Origin of the sequence: Flavobacterium sp. 83 (assembly GCF_000744835.1) — a bacterium.
GTDB lineage: Bacteria > Bacteroidota > Bacteroidia > Flavobacteriales > Flavobacteriaceae > Flavobacterium.
Genome location: NZ_JQMS01000001.1, coordinates 1095936 through 1116160 on the forward strand (window position 1 = coordinate 1095936; position 20225 = coordinate 1116160).

The window sequence follows — 20225 nt, forward strand, 5'->3', positions numbered from 1 at the left end:
GCAATAATTATTCGTTTTCATAGCTTTCTGCATCTTCTGCAACCATATCTAATTCCTCTTCTATTTCATCATACAATTCCTCTTGTTCTGAAACAGTAGGGATTACAAACGCTCTCACATCTATCTTTCCTGTTACTGCTTCTGCGATTAAAGCGGTGCGATATTCTTGTGTTAAGGCAATTTCTTTTTCTATGGTGGAGATAGTTGTATTAATAATTGAAGCTTCATCGTTAATGAATTGTAGTATTTCTGCTTGTTCATTAAAAGAGCCTGGTATAACAATAAATAAATTTTCAAGTACACCCATGCCAATGTTAGGTTGAGTGCCAAATGACCAAGACGTTTTTACTTGTGACTGAAAATACTCAGCTTGTAAAGATCTAAAAGCATATTCACCTGAAATTAATTCCTTTTTAGTTCTAACCAACGCCAGAGGTGACCAAATATTAAAATCACACTTTACGCTAACATATCCTATTTTTCCAGTAGTAGAGCCTGATTTAACTATAAAAACATCATCAAATTGAGGTTTACATTTATTTGAATATAATGTATGAAGTTCTTTTGATATGTAAGCTCTTTTATTTTCAAAACTCAAAGTTCCATCCGAGTTAACTGCTTCAGCAGAAAGGAAAGGAATACCATTTTCAACAAATTGAGGTGTTTCATGGGGACCATCTGTAATCTTTGTGGAAACTATAGATTTTAACTTCCTGATATCCCAATTCTCAGGAATATTACCTAACCATTCAATACCTGAAGGTTTCATTTTGACAGTGGAGTCCAAACCCTTTGTAACAGCTTGGTTAATGGTGACAGCTTTTTGTTCGTTAAGAAGTTTAATTAATTTCTTTTTCTTACCGATAAAGCGGTCAATTTTGGTGAGTTTAAATTTTAGAAACTTAACAATTTTATCCTGTTCTTCAATAGGTGGTAGTGGAAGTTTTATGTCTCCAAAGCGAGTAAAATACAACCGCAATCGCATATCCATTATTCCTCTAGAGTGTCTCTTGAACTCTCTACTTGCGATAGGGTTGCGAAATAAAAAATTGTAGAAATAAGGGTTAACATTTTCTTTTGGCCTTAGAATGTCATAAGCTGGACTGGTAACACCGTCATATTCGGAAATGCCTATAGCACCCATCCAAGCAAGGAGTTTATTTACAATAACATCTCCTTTTTTTACGCGCCAATAATTATCTGTTGAAGACGCTTTGTTTCCTCTTGCTTCAAGTTCTTTTCTTGGTTTTACTCCTAATGCTGTGTAAACGGAAAGAAGTTCCTCTGAGTTACCTACTGGAGCAGGTTCTGTTATTAAATCAAATAATAATTTTGTACGCATGACATGCCAATGTGAAGGCAACTCTCCAAGCCATTTCTGTTTAAAATCAGAATAGTTTGAATATGGTTTTACTTTGCTCATTATTCAATAATTTCTTTTAGTAATCCATCAGTTTCTTCTTCCAGTTTTATAATATCTTTACTTATAATGTCTAAACCTCTTAAGGCTGTGAAATCATAAAAATATTTATTGAAGGGAATTTCATAACTGACTTTAGCACCTTTGGTTTCATACCAAGCATCAGGTATAAATGGGAGAACCTCTTTATCAAAATAGCTTTGAACATCTTCTTTCATTGGAATATTCTCTACATCTTTTAAGCTTGAATCTGATTTTGGTTTTCCCTTACTGTCTTTTAAAACATTACCGTCTTTGTCTTTCATTGGTTGAAAAACTGGAATTTGAAATGAACCAAAGTCAGCTATATCAAAGATTTTACTGTAGTCATTTTCTTCAAAATCAAAATATAAATTTTGAATGTTTAGGATGTGGTCAGGTTTAAGCTCTACTTTCTTTTCACCTAAATTTTTATTTCTTCTTTCATAAAAATTCTTTGACGAAGCGTTAATCAATTGTACTTTTCCTTTACGTTTTTCTTCTTTTACATTACTAATAATCCACAAGTAAGTGGATATACCAGTATTGTAAAAAATGTCGTTAGGCAATTGTATAACAGATTCTAACAAATCGTTTTCTAATATGTATTGACGGATACCACTTTCTCCGCTTCCTGCATCTCCAGTAAACAAAGCAGAACCATTATGAACCGAGGCTATACGGCTACCACCATCTTTTGGGTCTTTCATTTTTGCGAGCATGTGAAGCATAAACATGAGCTGTCCGTCGTTACTTCTTGAGGTCAAACACGTTTCTTCCAGTTCGCCATTAAAATTTTTAATGGGTAGGTTAAATCGTTTATCAATAATTGATACTTTTTTTCCTGCACCAACATTCAAATTATCAATGTCTTGTTTCCAACTCGTTCCATAAGGTGGATTCGTTAACATGAAATTGAACTTTAAATCAGGGTCAAAGCCATATTCGCTCAAAGTAGAACCAAACTTAATTTTATCAGGATCTTCTCCTTTCAACAGCATATCTGATTTGCATACTGCATACATTTCACCTGTATTCTCTTGTCCGTATAAATGGAAAGTGGCTTTTGATTTGATTTCACCTTCAGGATTAGTAGCAAACAATTTAGACTGTGTCAGCATCGCTCCTGAACCTGCACAAGGGTCGTAAACTAAGTACGTTCCCTGTTGTATTTTGTCTTTTACCGGCAAGTACACTAAATGCGTCATTAACTCAATGATTTCTCTAGGCGTAAAGTGTCGCCCTGCTGCTGCATTGGTTTTCTCGTTAAATCTTCTAATCAAATCCTCAAACATATACCCCATTGCCATAGGAGAAATTTTGTCTGGACTTAATTCTAATTTTGGATTACAGAATTTCTCTAAAAGAGAAAAAGTAATGCCTGTGTTTTCAAAAGTTTCTAACTGATTGCGAAACTTAAACTTACTAATTATGTCTTGTACGTTTTCTGAAAATCCATTGAGATAATCCAGAAAGTTAGTGTTGATGTTCTTTGGATCAGCCAGTAACTTTTTCATGGTGTACTGAGAGGTATTGTAAAAAGCTAAGCCTGTACCGTGTTGCTCACTAGTCAATAAACCAGAAAGATTATCAATTTTACCTTTGAAATCCTCATAGGTTTTGAAAACTTTTTCTTTAGAAGGTTCTAAAGCCAAATCCAGTCGTCTTAAAACAGTCATTGGAAGAATTACGTCTTGGTATTGGTTTTCGAGGTATTTGTTGATTAAAACATCATCGGCAACTGACCAGATAAAGTTGATTATGGGTTGAAGGCTTTGTGTATTTAAGCTCATGAATTTTCAGGTATATTTTTAACGAAGGCTAAGGTATAGAATTTTTTACTAATGCTATTGAGGGAAAGCGTAAAGGATGGCATTTTTACTGTTTTCTAAACCATAAGTTGGTTTGTCTTCCCAAGTACGTTACGGAGGACACAATCCATACTGACAGTTTGGTCGTAAGGATAAATTATTGAGAAGGTAGGAAAAAGGAAAATGGATTGCTATTAAAATAAAAAAAGACGGCTTTCACCGTCTTAATTTTAAGAGTATCTCCAAAGAAATCCTCTACTTTGTTCACTTTCTCCACGACAACATCTAGTAATGCAAGTTTTGGATATTCCTGTCTTCCTCGATGCTTCTGATGCTGACTCGTAGCAAGCTAAAACTTTACCATCTAAAGAATATTGAATGACTTGTTTCTTCCTGTTATCAGGATCGGGAATGAATGGCTCTTTATATTCATAGCTCCAAAGATACCCTCCTAAAGTCTGATTAACATTCCAACAAGCTCTGCTAATAGCTTGTTTTCTAACATTAATACTTTTACCTGCTGAAGTCAAATCTTCAAATGTTGAATTTAATGAGCCGTCCAAATTGTATTTATAGACGGTTTTCTTTAGACCTCCGCCTCGGTCAGAGTTATACCCACTTTCAAGAGAGTTGTTCTCTAAAATGTATCTTATTTCTTTGGAAGCCAGCTCATCATTACTTGAAGCGGTGTCTATTTGTTCCCATTTAAATGCATCAGCTCCATGAGTTGCAATTGCCTCGTGAAAATAAAAGCCAGATTTTTTCTGGGATTTTTTCTCATGGTCTATTTTTCTCTCTTCAATAGATCTCGTTGTAGCTCCAATGTATACTTGATTTGTTTTCTGGTTAGTAACTTTATAAATTATCTTCATCTCCTTTTTCATTACCGGTTTCACTTCTTTTGGTTAATTTGAATTCGAATTTTTCACCTGTTTTTTTGTCAGTATATTCTAAATCATTCTCCTCACAATATTTTTTCATCCATCTGGTCAAGGAGTTCGATTTTACATCCTCCAATTTTGGATATGCATCTGTAAATTGTTGTAAAAATTCGTTCTTATCAATCCATTTCCCGATAGTTATTGCATCTTTTGAAATGAAATTATGGAATTCAGGAGAAGTCAATTGTATCAACTTGTTGACTTTCAGTTTTAAAGGTTTGGCTTCCAAAAGCCCCTCTTTTAAGAATAATTGCACACATTCTATCATGAAGCAATCAAACATATTCCATTCAATATCGTCCCATTGGCTAAAAAATAATTTTCCATATTCATCTTTGGGAGTCCATGTATCTGAAAAATAATTTGGAACTTCAAACTCACATCTTCTCCTTATATCGGAACTTCCTCCTGGGCCTTTAACAGGTTGGTTTGAAGTTATCATTATTTTAGGGGAATCCTCAGATTTTAGTACACATTCGTCTTTTCCTTTTTTTTCAATCACAATTCCAGATGTAGTCATAGAATAGATTGATTCCAACGAAAATTTGTGATTTATATCGTCAAAATTTACAATATCAGATGTGTGGCTAATTCTTTGATTGTTAAATCTCGAATCTTGTTTCATATTTTTTCCATCAATTAGAACTGTCTCTACAAAATGCGATAATGCTTTGAAAATTAAACTTTTTCCAGTCCCTCCATTCGTTTGTCCTCCAATGGTTGCATTTTCATCCAATAGAATAATTGCTTTAACAATACTTTCATCATTATGTCTATGTAAGAGATAACCAATAGCAGTTTTAAACGCCTTAAATCTTTCAGGATTCTCTTTTGATAATTTATAACAAAAGTCTTCAAATTGTCCATTTCCTCTTGGCACGTCGTTGAAATCTCTATCAAGGATACGGTTTTTCCATATTTTGTGATTAAGCGCACTATAAGGAATTAACTCTAATTTGTCCTTAGTTACACGGACAACCGTATTCTGAAAATAAAAGCATGCGGCATCTTTAGGATCCTTGTCGCTAATCCAATTTATTTTAGGTAGAAATGCGTACTTCTTTTTACTTAAATAAGCACTTACTCCTTGTACAAAAAGGTCTAGTATATCTATTTTGCCTATAGATTCTAGGTACTTGCTAAGAAAACGGGACAAATCTTCTTCATCTGCATCGCTTATAACGTCAGGCTGTGAAAAAACCTCCTTTTCCCTTTAAAATTTCTCTATTTTTCTATTGCTACGACCCAAATTAAGTCTTTTACAGCAGACTAGTTTTTACGCTATCAATTTAGTGTGGCAGAAAACAAAGTCTAATTTCAGCTTTAAATGCTCCGTTTTTAGCAAAAACAAGACTTTTGCCTTGTAGGGTGAGTTCCATTTGTGGAGTTTGGCTATCAAATCAGGAACGCCCAGTATATTGATGCTCCGCTTGATGTTATACACCAGCATAATCAGGCTGTGTTCTCCATTTACTTTTTCTAGTCCCGTTAAGTTGGTGTGGTTGTAACCCCATTGTCGCTTGATGGTCCCAAAGATGTGCTCGTTAATCTCTTGTCGCTTGCGATACAATTGGGGATTCTCTCGATAGCGTTTGTTGTTTTCTTCTACAGCATCAGCATATTGACCTCGATCAATTTCTCGGCCTCCTGACCGACTCGTACAAAGATGTTTCACCGCGCATTCTTTGCATTTTGACGTTCGGTATTTTTTAAAATTATATCCGTCTTTTGAACTGCTTTTCTTGTGCCAATTCCCTGTGGTATGCAATGTTTCGCCTTGTGGACAAGTATAGGTATCGGTATTTTTATCATATTGAAAATTGGCTACCAAATAATCCGGCTGGGTGCCGTTTTCGTTGCTTTTCCCTTGATTGGGCTGGGCTACAATGGTCGTAATATTAGCTTGCTGACAGATCTCGATTTGTTTTCCGTTGTGATAGCCTTTGTCCACCAAAGCGCTGTACGTTGCAATCCCTAGATTCTCTTTGGCTTCCAAAGCTATTGCTGACAAGGCATTCCTGTCGTTACGGTTGATCGTGTGCGTGGCTACTACCAGATTGTGCTTAGCATCCACGGCAGCTTGGATATTAAACGATATCTCAACTACTTGTCCTTGTACTAATAAAGCCCTAGCATCACTATCGGTAGTACTTATTTGCGGTTCGCCGCTGGCCTTTAGTTTTTCTTCCAAGAGTTCATATCGCAGTTTATTCCCTTTTAAGCGTTCTATTTTTTCTTGGATATTTTGAATTATAACAGGATTTTCTTGTACATCATTTTCCTGTAATGCAGTCAGGTACTCTTGGGTTTTATTCTCGATATATTCTAGGTGTTTATCGATTTTCTTTTGATTGAAATTCGCTTTCTTACTATTATGCGCCCGGCTTTTTGTACCATCAATCGCGATGGTTTCTGCTCCTATCAAATCGATATCTTTCAAGAAGCAAACAAAGAGTTTGAATAAGTTCTTTAGGGCTACAGGATTGTTTTTTCTGAAATCAGAAATGCTATGGTAGTTCGGACAAATCCCCTCTAAAAGCCATTGCATCTCTAGGTTTCTAAAACATTCTTTTTCTAATTTCCGACTACTTCTTATTCCATTAAGATAGCCATACAAATAGATTTTTAAAAATACCGGCGTTTGGTAACTCGGGCGTCCTTCTTTTTTAAGGGTTTGCAGACTAAATCCAAGTCTTAAAATGGAGATGGTATTTACAAAAGCATCGATAAAGCGAACTTGATTGTCGCTGGAAATTGCGTCTTCTAAACTAGAAATGCGCAGCTGATTACGTGAAATTCCTTGAATATGTTGCATTACTAAAAATACGAAAAATCTTCTTTTTGTACAAGCTAATCCCTATATTTGTTATCAACCAAACCGAAGTTTTTTCACATACTGACGTTATCAACAATTCTTACTAATCTTGATGTTCCGCCAATATTCATAACTGTAAACCCATTTTCTCCCAAAAAGATCATTAGTTTACGATGGATAATTTTGGGGTTGCCCTTGCTGTCATACTCGTAAAAAACCAGATGGTTTTCTTCTTTTTCGTCCTCTTCTTTCATATATAATTAAATTTTTAAACATACTGTTTGTTCAGTAGGCTGGTGCAAATAATGGAAGAATAAAGGCTGAAAAATGGAAGAGTAGTATAGGCGTAGTATAAATATGAGTAGACAAGTATAAGTACTGTATAATCATATAATATTTAATATTTTAACTGTTTTCACAAGCGTAGTATAGGTGTAGTATAAATATAGTGCAAAGTATCTAGAACAAAGGTTGTAGAGTATGAAAATAGTGTTTTTTTGACTTATTGTAGAAGAGGTTTTACTATTAAAGAATCTAATTTATTAATTGCACCCGGAGTTATCTTGTAAGTCCTTAAATTTTTGTAATCAATAGTTTCAAGTGATCTTGTTTTAACTTTGACAAAGCAATTTACAGCAATTTGCCATTTTTCATCTTTAGTATCTTCAAAGCCGTATTCAGGAGTATTGATAATTTTAATAAAATATTTGAGTTCGCTTGTGCTACCAGTCCAGCGAATTAATTTCTTAATGATTTCGTTTTTAAAAACAAGTTCAAAATCATCGAGAGATATTTCATTTCCAATTAAATCGTTGTTCTTTAAAACCTTGTGTAGAATTTGTATTTTAATAAAACTACTACTATTGTATTTGAACGAATTTCTCTTCGTAGTTTTATTTAGATAAAGTGAATAAGCAGTGGATAAGTCTTTAACAGCTAATTTTAATTCAGGATGGTAAAACTTTAGTTCGGGCTCTCTACCGAAGTAATTAGATGTTTGTTTAAGTTGAGATACTAGGGATTCACAGTAATAAATTTTTTCTATTTGAGATAGGCTTTCGAACTTATTGTAGATTGTTTTTATTTTTGCTTTAAACTTCTGTAATTTAAAGCTTTCAAAAGTTACTACTACTTCAGTGTCAACTATTTCTTCATTTATTACAACAGGAGCATTGTATGTGAACTGGTCAAATTTATAGTTAGGAGTACAAGTCTCAAATTCATTTATTTTACTAAATAAGTCACGAAATCCTTTTTCTAACCAATCAGTTTTTTTAAATTCCTTAAGATCGGCGATTAGTTTATCAAGTTGCATGGTGCTTGTAGCATTAAAGTTTTAGTTCTACAATATTAATCGTTTTTTAATGAGATAAAAAATGGAGAGACAGAATCTCTCCGTTTTCAATTTGTACAAAAAAACTTTTTCAGTGGTTTTATTGATAAAGGAGAAACCGTCTCAAAAGTTGGTTATCGAAATTCAGCATAACTCCTTGTTTTATAATAGTTACTCTATAGATTCCTCAATAAGAATTTCAAAAGAGTGGTAATGGTAAGCATTCCCCTTTATTATAAAAATTGTTTTTAATTCTGTTGTTACTTTAACCTCACTAACCCAAACTAATTGCCCTCTACGAAGCATTCCAACATTGGATAATACCTTGACCTTGAAAGGGCAAATAAGTAATTTGAGTGCATTGTAATAGGTAATTACATAAAGTTCTTTAGGCGAGCTGTATTGTAACACATCTGCTAATTCATGGTCTTCCATAATTTCTTCTTTCTCTACCTCCCGTAAAGTGTTCCTTACCTAACAAAAGAGCTATGATTAATAATGTAGGAACCAATTGGGAATGTTATTTTGGATCGATTTACCTAGGTCGTTGATTAGTTCGTATGCGTTGACATTACGTTCTAGGTTATTATCGATGTAAGAGGATTTGTTGGCTTCCGTAAATAAGTTATACAGATTCCAGAAACTTATCGAACCATCCTGACTTCTTGAGAAGTTTGGACACTGGTAATAGTCTTTCACAATATTGTTTATCTGACTGTCATTCAATGAAATTGGGAAGATTGACTTCTGTGTGTGCTTGTCTAAGTGCGTAAACATTCTGAATTTTCCAATTAAGTGTGCAAATTGCGTTTCAGACAACTTGTATTCAATCATCCTTTCCATCATTTTAAGGTGATTATCTCTCTTGTAATTAGAGAATAGCTCAATCATTTTGTCTTCTAGTTCATAAATGGAAGATATCCTTATTTCATTGGAAAATCCATCTGTACTAATACACAAGTTGGTACACACCTTATTTTTGAAACCAATAAAGACTTTGAATTTTTCCATTGATTTCTTGGAATAAAGGTTCTCCTGATTATAGGCTCGCACTCCGCCAATACTCAATGTAAGCTCATTTCCATTAATAATTTGCTTTGTCGAGGGTAAGTCTATAATGAAGGCACATCGTTCGTAATAAATGGTTTTTTCGTGTTCTTCAAGATCTTTTGCAGGTTTTCCAATTGCTGATGGAATTCTTCCTTTTACTACGTGGCTTACTCTAATATCAGGTGTTTTCTGAAGTACCCCAGGCAGTAATTTTTGAATTATTTGTTGGCATTTATCTACAAACTGAAAATGACTAATTGTTGACTCGTTATCCTTTGAGAATACAGGGATTATACAATCTTTTTCCAGATGCTCTAAGCTCACTATTTCAGTATTGGCTTCAATAAAACTACTTGATGGTTTGTTTATTATCTCGTTGTCATCTACTAGATGCTCGTTGATGCTACTATTAAGTACTAATTCCATGGTTCTCTTCAATTAATGGTTTTACAATTTCTTTTTCATCGACTAGGTGACTAGCGATGTTTTCTATCTGGTTTTTTCTGTTCATAATGGCATTGTGAATCTGCTTTTGAAGCGAAGGATATTTTGAATACACATGCTTCAATCCCTCAAGATTCTCACAAGCATTGATTTCAGACATCGCTATTTCAACTGAAATCCCCAGATTACACCATTCAATAAGCTTCTTTCCTGTGGATGAATTAATAATGAATTCGGGTTTCCCAGAGAACAAACCAGTTCTATCTTTAGAAGCGGTAACAAGATGATTGTCATTTATAAGCTCAAAATTGACTGTCAGCTCATATTCAAAACCGTCTCTTGTAATTTCCTTAGTTCCTAGCTTCATTACTTTAGTCTTACCATTTCCATCTTTATCAAGACTGTAATCCGTTTTGCGTCGTACAGTAGTAATTACATGGCAGTTTGAATTAAGAATTTTATCGATAAAGGCTTGATGACGCGGAGTTATTTTAGCCCAATCTTGGAATCTTCCTCCAAGTTGTTCATGTAGTTCCAAGCAACCTCCTTTTCCAGACCATTCGTGTGTAATGCTGTCAATTATAACTACTTCAATTTCTTCTTTCTCGCAAACCTCAATGGCTTGAATATAACGCTCTGGAGCGTATGGCTCATTCAACGACAATACGTTAAAATCTCCTAAATGAGAGTAGAGACTGGCACTGTTGTTTTCTGTATCGATTATAGCTATTTTAGTCCAATCGTTAGTGATTCCGTAAGCTAATAGTAATGCTGAATAAGACTTACCAAAGCCACTTGCTCCGCTTAAACCCAGTCTTAATTTCACTTGGTTTCTTTGTGCTTTTTGTAATTTCATACTGATATTATTTGATGTTGTTATTGGTCGTTATTCGACATAATAAAATTATTGTTATAAAAAAAAAGGAACTCCTTTTGAGAGTTCCTTAATTACTTATAGTGAGGTGTTTTAGTACACCATTTCATTTTTTAGCACGTTGCTTTCAACTATGCTTTCTTCTTCTGAAAGGTATTCGTATCGGTGCGACATTTTGATGATTTCGCCCGTTTCCCTGATGGTAAATTCATAAGGTTCTACTGTTACCTTTTTTATAGTTCCGGGCATTTGAGTTCCTAGTAGTGCCTTACAGGTTGGTTCATTAAACGTACACGGTACTTTAGTTGTTCGCGCTGTAAAGTAAGTCTTTCCGGTTTCTTTACTTTTAACAGATTCGATTCCTCCTTGTACTTCAAGAGCGTAGAAGGTTTCCCCATTCTCTCTTTGATATTTTTTGTAATCCACAATTGTAACCATAGTTTTTATAATTTTAAGATTAAACATTGACGGGCATATCCCAAATTATAAAATGAGTAGGGGGTGAAGTGTGGTTTATGTAGTGTATGACTTCAAAAAAAAATTAAAATTTTACTGATAACTTCTGTCGCTTTATGAATTGGTAAAAACAATATTCAAAATAATCCAATTACTCTAATCCCTTGTGAGAACTTTTAAGCTACAGCTCTTCTATGTCATTCGGCTTTATTTGCAAAGAAAGAATTTCAGCGCTTGCTAACTATTGACATATTTAAGTCATCTAGTTTGTTCTTGCCTTAACTTTTAATTAAACACCGGAGGGTGATCGATTACTAAAACATACGATTTGCCTGTATTACTAAATAACTCCATATCTCTCTGATCGTCAGTATATACCGTTAACGTATACTTGTGTTTAGTTTTGTGCTGCACAAAGAAATACTGTGTATACATTAAACCATCCTTTGTGTGATGTTCGTAGGTATCTTTCGTTCCGTCAAAGTTTGTGTAGTCGTTCCCTATTCTCAATTCTGCGTTATTCCATTGCTTACCTAAATACACGTCCATACTTCCGCTACAATATGTAATTTCGCTACTTCCGTTCACTTTGTATCCGCGAACGAACTTGAATAGATTTGAGTACCCGTGGTTTTGGGCTGAGATTGTAATTGAAACTAACATAACTAGTAATAATAATAACTTTTTCATTTTTAATTTGTTTAATTGATTGTTATATAGTTAAGAATGTAATATCCTTGGCTTCTATTAATAATACTCCTATCTTAGGATTCTGATAAAACATTGCAACAGATCTTTTTCCATTTGAAAATTCCAACTTGTAAAGAATGTAGTCTTCGTTTGTGTTATCTGTCTTTTTTTCAGGAGCGCTCACTATTAATGCTCTGTTTGTTAGTCCATCTGCAGTTGTCCAAGCTAGGTATTGTTTTTCATTCTCAAAGTAAATTTCAATAGTGCTCTTTGAGTAGTGTTGAATTCCTAATCGCCCTGATGTATCTCCGGTTCTTATTGTGTTGAACTCAAATTTGTGATATTGAGCGCTCATTGACACTGTGACTAATACTACTAATAATAAAAACTTCTTCATGTTGTTTAATTGTGAAAGGTATTGTATCTCCGTTCCTGAATTCTGTACTGGTATGATTTTCTCTTTACAAATCTTAATCTCTGCTTCTCTTACCTTTTTTCTGTGGTTTTCTTATAATTAGACTTTTCTAGTTCTTACAAGCAAGAATAATATTAGAGCTCCACCTACATAGAAAGCAAATTCTGTCCAATCGTATTGAGCAAAAATTCCGTTAAAATCGTCTTCCGATCTTCCTGGAATTGTGTTATTTCCTGATTCATTGCTTCTGGAAGAGGAATAATAGAAAGGATCGTCAGGAATAAAACGTGCATCTTCTTCGACGAACTCTACAAAAGGCCAAAACTTGTCGCTTCTAGATTCTCCCCTAAGGTTATTGAAAGGATCTATTTTACTTGTAGACATTAATAAAGCAAAAAGGTGAAATGCACACCAAAGAATCAACCACGTCATTGGTTTGATTGAGTCTGATGTTCTTTCTGCTTTTTCTTTTAATTGTTCTGAAGTTTCTGTATTGTTTATTTCTTCTATAATGTAGGACGGTACTGGAGGTGTTATTGATTTAGGATTTAAATAGTGAATTACATCTGGAATATATTCTAGTTTTTCCCAAGTTCCCATTCCTTCAGACCAAACCAATGTTTCTTGTGCCAGTCCTTTAGACATAAGTTCTTCAATTGTAAAAGGACCATTTTGATCTTTTCCAGTTAGATAATAATATTCTTTCATTTATTTGTGTTTTATAATGTTTTGTTAATGATTTATTACGTGTTTTTTATTTTAAAAGGGTATTACATCTAAAGAGATTAGATTGTTGTTTTCTTTAACTAAGATTGAAAGGAGGGGATATTTATGGGTGTTGTCATAAAAGTTGTAATTAAGTGCTTCTTTATCTGTGTCCAAAGTTGGCTGTTCTATTTTCAATGTAAGTTGTCCTTCCGAACTCTCATGAGCATGATTAAGCATTCCTTTGAAAAATTTATAAAAATTATCTTTATTAGGAGCTTCTGTTTCTACCTCCGCTGACATAAGAAAAGGCAAAAATGATTCAGGGTTATTATTGGTGATTGATAAAATCAATTGAGCCTTAATTTTTTCCATTGATGTTGTTTCATTGTTTGATTTTTAATTAAAACCTTAATTCATTCTGAAGCAGTAATTGTCCTGTTTGTGAGAAAATTGAAACGGATATTAGTATAACTAGTAATAATATTTGCTTCATAATCTGGGATTGTGTTAATTTTTTTTGCTTAAAATAATGGTCATTTGCGAACAAAGGAAGGTGTAATACTTACTGCTCACAATACCCACTTTTAGTGATTTTCTGACCATTTTATGAATTCAAGCCACTAATAATATGCAGTTGAGATTGAACCATGTTTTATTGTAAATGAAGCATCTGTAAGTTCTTCCGGTAAGTCGATAAGTTTACGTACTTCTAATAGTATTTTGTCCGATGCAATTCTAAGGAAGTCTTCATTCACAATGATTTCGTTATTCTCGTCATATAAAATCATATTAACCATTTCAGATAAATTATACCCTTTGATTTCTAATTTGCGTGTATATTCACCATCTGTGTATCTTATGTTGAATTTGAACGCATTTTTCACATCAGCGATTTGAAGTGATGACATGAAGTTACTGTATTCGTCGTCATTTTCTAGGTTGGAAGAGAATAATGGTTCGGGATTCTGGTATAACATTTTAACTCCGTTATGTGTTGAGATTTCAGAGATTGTAAGTGTGGTTTTCATTTCAAAATAGCATTATACCTAAAGAGATAATTTGGTATACAAATCTAATTTAATTTTCGACTTATAAGTCGACCAATGAAAAGAATTTTGATTTAACTGTTTGTTTTCTTTGTCCAATGCAGAAGCATCTAGAACAGATAGAACATGAATTAGTCAAAAGGATATACAAAGAGTTCCTTGTAAAATTCGATGGGAATAAATCTGAATTTGCTAGAGCAGCACTATGTTCAGAAACTACCGTAAGAAGAGTGTTTAGAAATGAACAAAGAATGACTGTTGATTTACTATTGAGATTTTGTTTTGCTTTGGGTATAGATGTAAATGAAATTTTTGAAGGAATCAATATTTTAAATGAAAAATGAGCCTAAAACGTGTTAAATGTGTTAGACTCATTCTATACTATTTCAATTTGTCCTTTAGATTAGACATCGCTTCACTTACTTTCTTCTGCACTACCTTCCCGTAACTTTCCTGTGTAATAACCATGTTAGAATGACCAAGTAGTTCTGATACAATTTCCATTGGAACATCGTTATAAAGCAAAACAGTAGAAGCAAATGTTTTCCTGGCAATATGGTGCGTCAATCTTTTTTCAATTCCAGTTATAGCTGAAATTTCCTTGAGATAAGAATTGAATTTTTGATTGCTTATTGGTGGGAATATGTTGTTACTATCGGTTGAGTATTTCTCAATAATTTCTTGTGCTTTTGGTAGAATTGGAATTGAGATTTGACGCTGTGTTTTCTCTCTCTTCATCTGAATCCAGTTAATGTTATCAAACCCTATTTGGATGTTCTGCTTCTCAAGATTTGCCATTTCATTATAGGCTAGTCCTGTGTAGCAACAAAAAATAAATAAGTCTTGAATGGTGCTTAATCTTTTTTGTTGCAATACTGCTTCTTCAAGGGTTTTGAGTTCTTCTGTAGTAAGGAATATAACGGTTTTACGGACTGTTTTAGACTTGTGAAGTATAAATGGATCTCTATCCAAATAGCCTTCTGAAATAGCCTGTTTTATTGACGTTCTTAGCCTTTGAATGGTTTTGTTGATGGTAATTTGTTCTTGCTTCTTCTCGGTCTTTAAATAGTAGTCAAAATCACTTAGAAACTGTAGACTGAGTTCTTTTAGTGGGTAATCTGTTTTCTTATATTTCCATTTTAGGAAAGCTTCTAAATGGTTGCCTACATAAACGAACTTGTTATAGGTGTTATCTTTGATTTCTAGTCCTACTAGTTTTTTAATTTTGGCTAGATACTGTTTGTAGTAGGAGAGAATGAATTCACTTTTCTTTAGTTCTTTGCCAAAGTATTTGTCGTGAATGTCTTCAATAGAAAAAGGATTTTCTTGTAATCTTAAAATCATGTAGATGCTATTGACCTTAGATTTTATCTTGTCAAGTTGAGAGTTGTATAGAATTGCAGATTTGTGGGATTTTAGAATTACTTGGTTTTTGGTATCCCAATGCTCGGACTCAATATTAATGCCTGTGCTAAGCTGTTTTCTGTTCCCATTTAGGGTTAGTCGGCAAAATAATGGAGATTGATTCTTCTTGTTTTTTCTATTCTTTCCTTCAATAAATAGAATTTTGAAATTGTCTGTTGTCATAACTTTTTGTTTTAGTCAGACATGCAATTGGTTACGATAAAAAAAGTGATGCCTTTTAGAAAAAGAGATGATGCCTAATATGTTGCCTTTTTTTTGCAAAATAACTTGGCAACTTGGCAAAAGCTGAAATCTGCTCTTATCTGCTGAACCACCACGAAGTCCCGATTTTACTACCGCTTTAAAACAAAAAAGACCTTACATTGCTGTAAAGTCTTTTTAAAAAGCTCCCTCTCTTGGGCTCGAACCAAGGACCCTCTGATTAACAGTCAGATGCTCTAACCAACTGAGCTAAGAAGGAAACTGTATGTTTTTATTCTGATAAGGAATGAACGTTTTTAATTGCTTTATTGTGATGTATGTTTCAGTTGTAAAGCGGTGCAAAGATAGGCTATCATTTGGTTTTTGCAAATAAAAAACGAACTTTTTTTATTTTTTTTTACTTCCCAAGAATTGACTTGTAAATGTCGTTTCCATTAGCAAATAGTAACAGTGTTATAAGTAATACAAAACCAACCATTTGTGCATTCTCTAGGAATTTATCACTTGGTTTTTTACCACTAACAATTTCATATAATAAAAACATTACATGACCACCATCAAGTGCCGGAATAGGCAATAAGTTCATTACACCAAGCATTATCGATAACAAAGCGGTGATGGTCCAAAAAACTTCCCAGCTCCAAGTATTGGGGAAAATATCAAATATGGCTTTAAAACCACCTACTTGTTTGTAAGCGCCGGTACTTGGACTGAAAATCATTTTCAGTTGTTTTCCATACCCTACTAACTGGTCTTTTCCTTTGGTAATTCCTACCGGGATAGATTCTAAGAAACTAAATTCTTGCTTGCTTACTTTATAGTATCCTAGTTTTTCTAATGAGTCCATTCCTAAACCTCCAATTTGCACGCCTAGTTTTCCGTCTTTAGAAACGGTAACAGGTATTTGCACTTCCTTTTGGTCTCTTAAAACAGTTGCGGTAATGGTTTTGTTTTTATTATTTTCCAAAACTGTTTTCGCTTCATCAAAGTATTTTGTTTTTTGACCATTAAGAGCAGTAACAATATCTTTGGGTAGTAAGGCCGTATTTTTAGAATCTGCAGCAACAGCTCCAATAACAAATGGCATTCTAATAGATACTAATGGTGCTTTTTCTTGTTTTGATAATTGGTCTACAAAATCATTTGGCATTGTGATAGACTGCTCCGTTCCGTTTCTTTCAATAAGAACTTGTTTCCCCATAACTACTTTGGCATTGATTCCATTATCGAAACGTTCAACTTTTTCACCATCTATAGAAATGATTCTGTCACCTGTTTTGAAACCTGCATTTTGCATGGCTTTGTTTTCAATCAAAAGACCGTCTTTCAAATTCGAGTTAGCAATGTAAGTATCGCCATAAGCAAATGCCATCCCAATGTAAATGATAAAGGCCAAAATGAAATTCACGGTAACACCGCCAAGCATAATGATTAAACGTTGCCAAGCCGGTTTTGAACGAAATTCCCATGGTTGAGGTGGCAAAGCCATTTGCTCTTTGTCCATGCTTTCGTCAATCATTCCGGAAATTTTTACGTAACCACCCAAAGGCAACCAACCGATACCGTATTCAGTTTCGCCAATTTTCTTTTTTAGAAGAGAATATTTAACATCAAAAAATAAGTAAAATTTTTCGACTCTGGTTTTAAACAATTTAGCAGGAATAAAATGTCCTAATTCGTGAAGTATAATAAGTAATGATAAGCTCAATAAAAATTGAGAAAGCTTGATAACTATGTCCATTTTTTAATTTTAGTTCTTTTACAACTTACAAAAGTAAGGTTTTCTATTTGTTTAATTTACAATAATTGTTCCATACCGTTTTAAATGTTTGTTAATTAATTAAATTTCAATTTTTACTTTCGGTTATGTCCCTTAACTTTACTTTTTCAGGAAATGTTGAGAAATAGCAAAGCATAATTTAAACCACATAAAAATAGATGCTTTTTTCAAAAGCTTGCTGTTTATTATTTCCAAATAAATCCTGTCGAACTACTTTTTTAGAAAATCATTTTTAAATTAAACTTCATACAAATGGCAGCACAGTTGTTTTCACCACTTCAAATAAAAAATACCACACTCAAAAATAGAATTGTTATTTCACCGATGTGCCAATATTCGGCAACAGATGGTTTTGCTAATGACTGGCATTTGGTACATTTGGGTAGTCGTGCCAGCGGCGGAGCAGGATTAATTATTCAGGAAGCGACATCAGTTTCTCCCGAAGGTAGAATTTCCCCAGCTGATTTGGGACTTTGGAAAGACGAACAAATCGAAAAGATGCAAGCGATTAATCGTTTTATTGTGAGTCAGAATTCAGTTCCCGGAATCCAATTGGCGCATGCCGGAAGAAAAGCAAGTGCAGCCGCTCCCTGGGAAGGAGGTAGAAAATTAGACGAAACCCATGGTGGTTGGGATACAGTAGCGCCAAGTGCAATAGCGTATCACGACAATGAAAAAACGCCAATCGCATTAGATAAAACAGGAATTGAAAAAGTAATTTCCGATTTTAAATCAGCTACCAAAAGAGCGCTTCAAGCCGGTTTTCAAGTACTGGAAATTCATGCCGCACATGGCTATTTATTGCATCAATTTCTTTCTCCTTTGTCTAATTTTCGCACAGATGAATATGGAGGAAGTTTCGAAAACCGCATCCGTTTTACTTTAGATATTATAGAAGCAGTACAATCGGAATGGCCGGAAAACCTGCCTTTATTCGTTAGAATTTCTGCTACAGACTGGGCGGAAGGCGGCTGGAACATTGAAGAATCAGTACAGCTTTCGAAAATACTAAAAGAAAAAGGAGTTGATTTAATTGATGTTTCTTCAGGTGGATTAGTCTCATACCAACAAATTCCGTTAGGACCGAGTTACCAAGTTCCTTTTGCAGAAAAAATAAAAGAAGAAACTGCAATTAGGACAGCCGCTGTGGGTTTAATTACTGCATCCGCTCAAGCAGAAGAAATAATTGCATCCGGAAAAGCTGATTTGGTTTTGTTCGCCAGAGAATCACTTAGAAATCCCAATTTAGGATTGACATTCGCCGAGGAACTTCAAGCCGATATTCAATGGCCGAAACAATACGAAAGAGCAAAAATTAAATAATCACACATTTTATCTTTGAGAACACGAAGTTTTTTATGTCAAATCGAGCGCAGTCGAGATTCTTTTTAATATTTAAATCGAACAAAAAGGCTCGAATGGGTAACAAGAACCAATTCTTGAATGAACTTATATTCCCTATATGGTACACTTTGAAATATATAGGGAATATAAGTTCCTGTAAATTTTTAAATTAAAAGTTATAAATTCGTGTTCGACTAAAAAAAACAGCACATGCAAAAAATAAGAACTGCTTTACTTTCCTACGGAATGTCAGGAAAAGTGTTCCATGCACCGTTTATATCCTTTCATGAAGGATTTGAACTGATTGGTTCTTGGGAAAGAAGCAAAAAACTGATACGAGAAGATTATCCTTCGGTTAAAAGTTATGCCACAATGGAGGCTTTACTCGAAGACGATGTCGATTTGGTAATTGTTAATACGCCGGTGGATACGCATTATGAATATGCCAAAAAAGTATTGCTTGCAGGAAAACACGCCATTGTCGAAAAAGCATTTACCACCACCGTTGCCCAAGCGCAGGAATTAGCTGCTTTGGCAAAAGAAAGAGGAGTGAAACTGGCCGTTTTCCAAAACAGAAGATGGGACAGCGATTTCAAAACGGTACAGAAAATTATTTCAGAGAAAAAATTGGGGGATATTGTGGAAGCCGAATTCCATTTTGACCGCTACAATCCGCTTTTGAGTCCAAAAGCACATAAAGAAACTGCCAATTCCGGTGCCGGAATTCTAAAGGATTTAGGACCGCATTTAATAGATCAGGCGTTGTGTTTATTTGGTTTGCCTGAATCTGTTTTTGCGGATATCAGAATCACTAGAGAACATTCTTTAGTTGACGATTATATAGACCTCTTGTTGTATTATCCTGATTTTCGTGTTCGATTAAAAGCGGGATTTTTTGTCAGGGAAGCAATCCCGGCATTTGTGGTTCATGGTAAAAAGGGTTCTTTCTTGAAACCGCGTGGCGATGTACAGGAAGATGATTTGAAACTTGGAAAAAAACCGAATCGCGATACTTGGGGCGAAGAAGATAAGAGTAAAGAAGGATTGCTTCATACGGAGTTTCATACTGATATATTAAAGGAAAATGTACCAACACTTCAAGGCAATTACTACGATTTTTTTGATGGCGTTTACAATTCCATTTCAAATGATGCACTAGAGCCGGTAACCGCCCAGGATGGAGTTCATGTAATACAAATCATTGAAGCGGCAATACAAAGTAGTGCAGAAAAGCGAGTGATTGATTTGTAGATTTTTTTCAAAAGTTCCGCAATTAACCGCGAATTCGCTATTTTTTACTTTATAAAATTTGCGAATTCGCGGTAATTATTTTTAATGCATAATTGGTAGTTTTTATAAACAATAACGATATATTTTTTTCGGGATGTGTTGTTAAGAGGTAATGAATGAATGCTTTTTGTATTTTTGTTCTCATAAAACTCTAAAATCAAATC

21 protein-coding genes and 1 tRNA gene are annotated in these 20225 nt (G+C 34.2%); 3 read left to right on the top strand and 19 right to left on the bottom strand.

Features of this window, described 5'->3' with window-relative positions:
• Positions 1–7 precede the first annotated feature (7 nt).
• The 16 genes from T410_RS04765 to T410_RS04840 all read right to left on the bottom strand — a co-directional run bounded on the left by T410_RS04765 (position 8) and on the right by T410_RS04840 (position 14003).
• Positions 8–1423, bottom strand: coding sequence for a restriction endonuclease subunit S (locus T410_RS04765; RefSeq protein WP_051929352.1), 1416 nt, complete (start codon positions 1421–1423; stop codon positions 8–10).
• Positions 1423–3231, bottom strand: a complete 1809-nt coding sequence (locus T410_RS04770; RefSeq protein WP_035669074.1) for a class I SAM-dependent DNA methyltransferase — start codon at positions 3229–3231, stop codon at positions 1423–1425. The genes T410_RS04765 and T410_RS04770 overlap by 1 nt, the downstream gene beginning before the upstream one ends.
• Positions 3232–3479: 248 nt before the next feature.
• A complete protein-coding gene (locus T410_RS04775) occupies positions 3480–4133 on the bottom strand; it encodes an NUMOD1 domain-containing DNA-binding protein (protein WP_238567343.1) in 654 nt (217 codons plus the stop codon).
• Entirely contained in the window at positions 4105–5346 is a 1242-nt protein-coding gene (locus T410_RS04780; protein WP_035669076.1) for a primase-helicase family protein, read from the bottom strand. The genes T410_RS04775 and T410_RS04780 overlap by 29 nt, the downstream gene beginning before the upstream one ends.
• A gap of 120 nt (positions 5347–5466) precedes the next feature.
• Positions 5467–7005 carry an IS1182 family transposase gene (locus T410_RS04785; RefSeq protein ID WP_238567344.1) on the bottom strand — a complete coding sequence of 513 codons (1539 nt, stop codon included), beginning with the start codon at positions 7003–7005 and terminating at the stop codon, positions 5467–5469.
• Between the two features lie 74 nt (positions 7006–7079).
• Positions 7080–7259: a hypothetical protein gene (locus T410_RS04790; RefSeq protein WP_035669078.1), complete on the bottom strand. Its 180-nt coding sequence runs from the start codon at positions 7257–7259 to the stop codon at positions 7080–7082.
• 248 nt (positions 7260–7507) lie between these two features.
• A complete protein-coding gene (locus tag T410_RS04795) occupies positions 7508–8320 on the bottom strand; it encodes a hypothetical protein (protein ID WP_035669080.1) in 813 nt (270 codons plus the stop codon).
• A gap of 189 nt (positions 8321–8509) precedes the next feature.
• Positions 8510–8773: a hypothetical protein gene (locus T410_RS04800; RefSeq protein ID WP_051929353.1), complete on the bottom strand. Its 264-nt coding sequence runs from the start codon at positions 8771–8773 to the stop codon at positions 8510–8512.
• A gap of 57 nt (positions 8774–8830) precedes the next feature.
• A complete protein-coding gene (locus tag T410_RS04805; RefSeq protein ID WP_035669082.1) occupies positions 8831–9814 on the bottom strand; it encodes a DUF3871 family protein in 984 nt (327 codons plus the stop codon).
• Positions 9798–10688 carry an AAA family ATPase gene (locus T410_RS04810; RefSeq protein ID WP_035669084.1) on the bottom strand — a complete coding sequence of 297 codons (891 nt, stop codon included), beginning with the start codon at positions 10686–10688 and terminating at the stop codon, positions 9798–9800. The genes T410_RS04805 and T410_RS04810 overlap by 17 nt, the downstream gene beginning before the upstream one ends.
• A gap of 111 nt (positions 10689–10799) precedes the next feature.
• The gene (locus T410_RS04815; protein ID WP_051929487.1) at positions 10800–11144 is read right to left on the bottom strand and encodes a hypothetical protein; all 345 of its coding nucleotides are present in this window, start codon (positions 11142–11144) and stop codon (positions 10800–10802) included.
• Between the two features lie 303 nt (positions 11145–11447).
• The gene (locus T410_RS04820; protein ID WP_035669088.1) at positions 11448–11852 is read right to left on the bottom strand and encodes a hypothetical protein; all 405 of its coding nucleotides are present in this window, start codon (positions 11850–11852) and stop codon (positions 11448–11450) included.
• A gap of 22 nt (positions 11853–11874) precedes the next feature.
• Complete coding sequence (locus T410_RS04825) at positions 11875–12207, bottom strand: hypothetical protein (RefSeq protein WP_035669090.1); 333 nt, start codon at positions 12205–12207, stop codon at positions 11875–11877.
• 159 nt (positions 12208–12366) lie between these two features.
• Positions 12367–12975, bottom strand: coding sequence for a DUF4339 domain-containing protein (locus T410_RS04830; protein ID WP_035669091.1), 609 nt, complete (start codon positions 12973–12975; stop codon positions 12367–12369).
• Positions 12976–13026: 51 nt separating this feature from the next.
• Positions 13027–13347, bottom strand: coding sequence for a hypothetical protein (locus tag T410_RS04835; RefSeq protein WP_035669092.1), 321 nt, complete (start codon positions 13345–13347; stop codon positions 13027–13029).
• 248 nt (positions 13348–13595) lie between these two features.
• Positions 13596–14003: a hypothetical protein gene (locus T410_RS04840; RefSeq protein ID WP_035669093.1), complete on the bottom strand. Its 408-nt coding sequence runs from the start codon at positions 14001–14003 to the stop codon at positions 13596–13598.
• Positions 14004–14119: 116 nt separating this feature from the next.
• Here T410_RS04840 and T410_RS04845 point away from each other — a divergent pair, with 116 nt between their 5' ends.
• Positions 14120–14365: a helix-turn-helix transcriptional regulator gene (locus tag T410_RS04845; RefSeq protein WP_035669095.1), complete on the top strand. Its 246-nt coding sequence runs from the start codon at positions 14120–14122 to the stop codon at positions 14363–14365.
• A gap of 37 nt (positions 14366–14402) precedes the next feature.
• Here the strand turns inward: T410_RS04845 and T410_RS04850 are convergent, their stop codons facing one another.
• The 3 genes from T410_RS04850 to rseP all read right to left on the bottom strand — a co-directional run bounded on the left by T410_RS04850 (position 14403) and on the right by rseP (position 17388).
• The gene (locus T410_RS04850; protein WP_035669097.1) at positions 14403–15608 is read right to left on the bottom strand and encodes a site-specific integrase; all 1206 of its coding nucleotides are present in this window, start codon (positions 15606–15608) and stop codon (positions 14403–14405) included.
• A 224-nt stretch (positions 15609–15832) separates the two neighbouring features.
• Positions 15833–15906 (bottom strand) — tRNA-Asn (locus tag T410_RS04855).
• Positions 15907–16044: 138 nt separating this feature from the next.
• A complete protein-coding gene (gene rseP / locus T410_RS04860) occupies positions 16045–17388 on the bottom strand; it encodes an RIP metalloprotease RseP (protein ID WP_035669099.1) in 1344 nt (447 codons plus the stop codon).
• A gap of 291 nt (positions 17389–17679) precedes the next feature.
• Here rseP and T410_RS04865 point away from each other — a divergent pair, with 291 nt between their 5' ends.
• Entirely contained in the window at positions 17680–18750 is a 1071-nt protein-coding gene (locus tag T410_RS04865) for an NADH:flavin oxidoreductase/NADH oxidase (protein WP_035669101.1), read from the top strand.
• A 231-nt stretch (positions 18751–18981) separates the two neighbouring features.
• On the top strand, positions 18982–20022 hold the full coding sequence (locus T410_RS04870) for a Gfo/Idh/MocA family oxidoreductase (protein ID WP_035669103.1): 1041 nt from the start codon (positions 18982–18984) through the stop codon (positions 20020–20022).
• Positions 20023–20225 lie beyond the last annotated feature (203 nt).

What these genes read in the sequence shown, in the direction of transcription:
- T410_RS04765 (WP_051929352.1), bottom strand. Translation starts at nt 1,423, where the DNA reads ATGAGCAAAGTAAAACCATATTCAAACTATTCTGATTTTAAACAGAAA.
- T410_RS04770 (WP_035669074.1), bottom strand. Translation starts at nt 3,231, where the DNA reads ATGAGCTTAAATACACAAAGCCTTCAACCCATAATCAACTTTATCTGG.
- T410_RS04775 (WP_238567343.1), bottom strand. Translation starts at nt 4,133, where the DNA reads ATGAAAAAGGAGATGAAGATAATTTATAAAGTTACTAACCAGAAAACA.
- T410_RS04785 (WP_238567344.1), bottom strand. Translation starts at nt 7,005, where the DNA reads ATGCAACATATTCAAGGAATTTCACGTAATCAGCTGCGCATTTCTAGT.
- T410_RS04790 (WP_035669078.1), bottom strand. Translation starts at nt 7,259, where the DNA reads ATGAAAGAAGAGGACGAAAAAGAAGAAAACCATCTGGTTTTTTACGAG.
- T410_RS04795 (WP_035669080.1), bottom strand. Translation starts at nt 8,320, where the DNA reads ATGCAACTTGATAAACTAATCGCCGATCTTAAGGAATTTAAAAAAACT.
- T410_RS04800 (WP_051929353.1), bottom strand. Translation starts at nt 8,773, where the DNA reads ATGGAAGACCATGAATTAGCAGATGTGTTACAATACAGCTCGCCTAAA.
- T410_RS04805 (WP_035669082.1), bottom strand. Translation starts at nt 9,814, where the DNA reads ATGGAATTAGTACTTAATAGTAGCATCAACGAGCATCTAGTAGATGAC.
- T410_RS04810 (WP_035669084.1), bottom strand. Translation starts at nt 10,688, where the DNA reads ATGAAATTACAAAAAGCACAAAGAAACCAAGTGAAATTAAGACTGGGT.
- T410_RS04815 (WP_051929487.1), bottom strand. Translation starts at nt 11,144, where the DNA reads ATGGTTACAATTGTGGATTACAAAAAATATCAAAGAGAGAATGGGGAA.
- T410_RS04820 (WP_035669088.1), bottom strand. Translation starts at nt 11,852, where the DNA reads ATGAAAAAGTTATTATTATTACTAGTTATGTTAGTTTCAATTACAATC.
- T410_RS04825 (WP_035669090.1), bottom strand. Translation starts at nt 12,207, where the DNA reads ATGAGCGCTCAATATCACAAATTTGAGTTCAACACAATAAGAACCGGA.
- T410_RS04830 (WP_035669091.1), bottom strand. Translation starts at nt 12,975, where the DNA reads ATGAAAGAATATTATTATCTAACTGGAAAAGATCAAAATGGTCCTTTT.
- T410_RS04835 (WP_035669092.1), bottom strand. Translation starts at nt 13,347, where the DNA reads ATGGAAAAAATTAAGGCTCAATTGATTTTATCAATCACCAATAATAAC.
- T410_RS04840 (WP_035669093.1), bottom strand. Translation starts at nt 14,003, where the DNA reads ATGAAAACCACACTTACAATCTCTGAAATCTCAACACATAACGGAGTT.
- T410_RS04845 (WP_035669095.1), top strand. Translation starts at nt 14,120, where the DNA reads ATGCAGAAGCATCTAGAACAGATAGAACATGAATTAGTCAAAAGGATA.
- T410_RS04850 (WP_035669097.1), bottom strand. Translation starts at nt 15,608, where the DNA reads ATGACAACAGACAATTTCAAAATTCTATTTATTGAAGGAAAGAATAGA.
- rseP (WP_035669099.1), bottom strand. Translation starts at nt 17,388, where the DNA reads ATGGACATAGTTATCAAGCTTTCTCAATTTTTATTGAGCTTATCATTA.
- T410_RS04865 (WP_035669101.1), top strand. Translation starts at nt 17,680, where the DNA reads ATGGCAGCACAGTTGTTTTCACCACTTCAAATAAAAAATACCACACTC.
- T410_RS04870 (WP_035669103.1), top strand. Translation starts at nt 18,982, where the DNA reads ATGCAAAAAATAAGAACTGCTTTACTTTCCTACGGAATGTCAGGAAAA.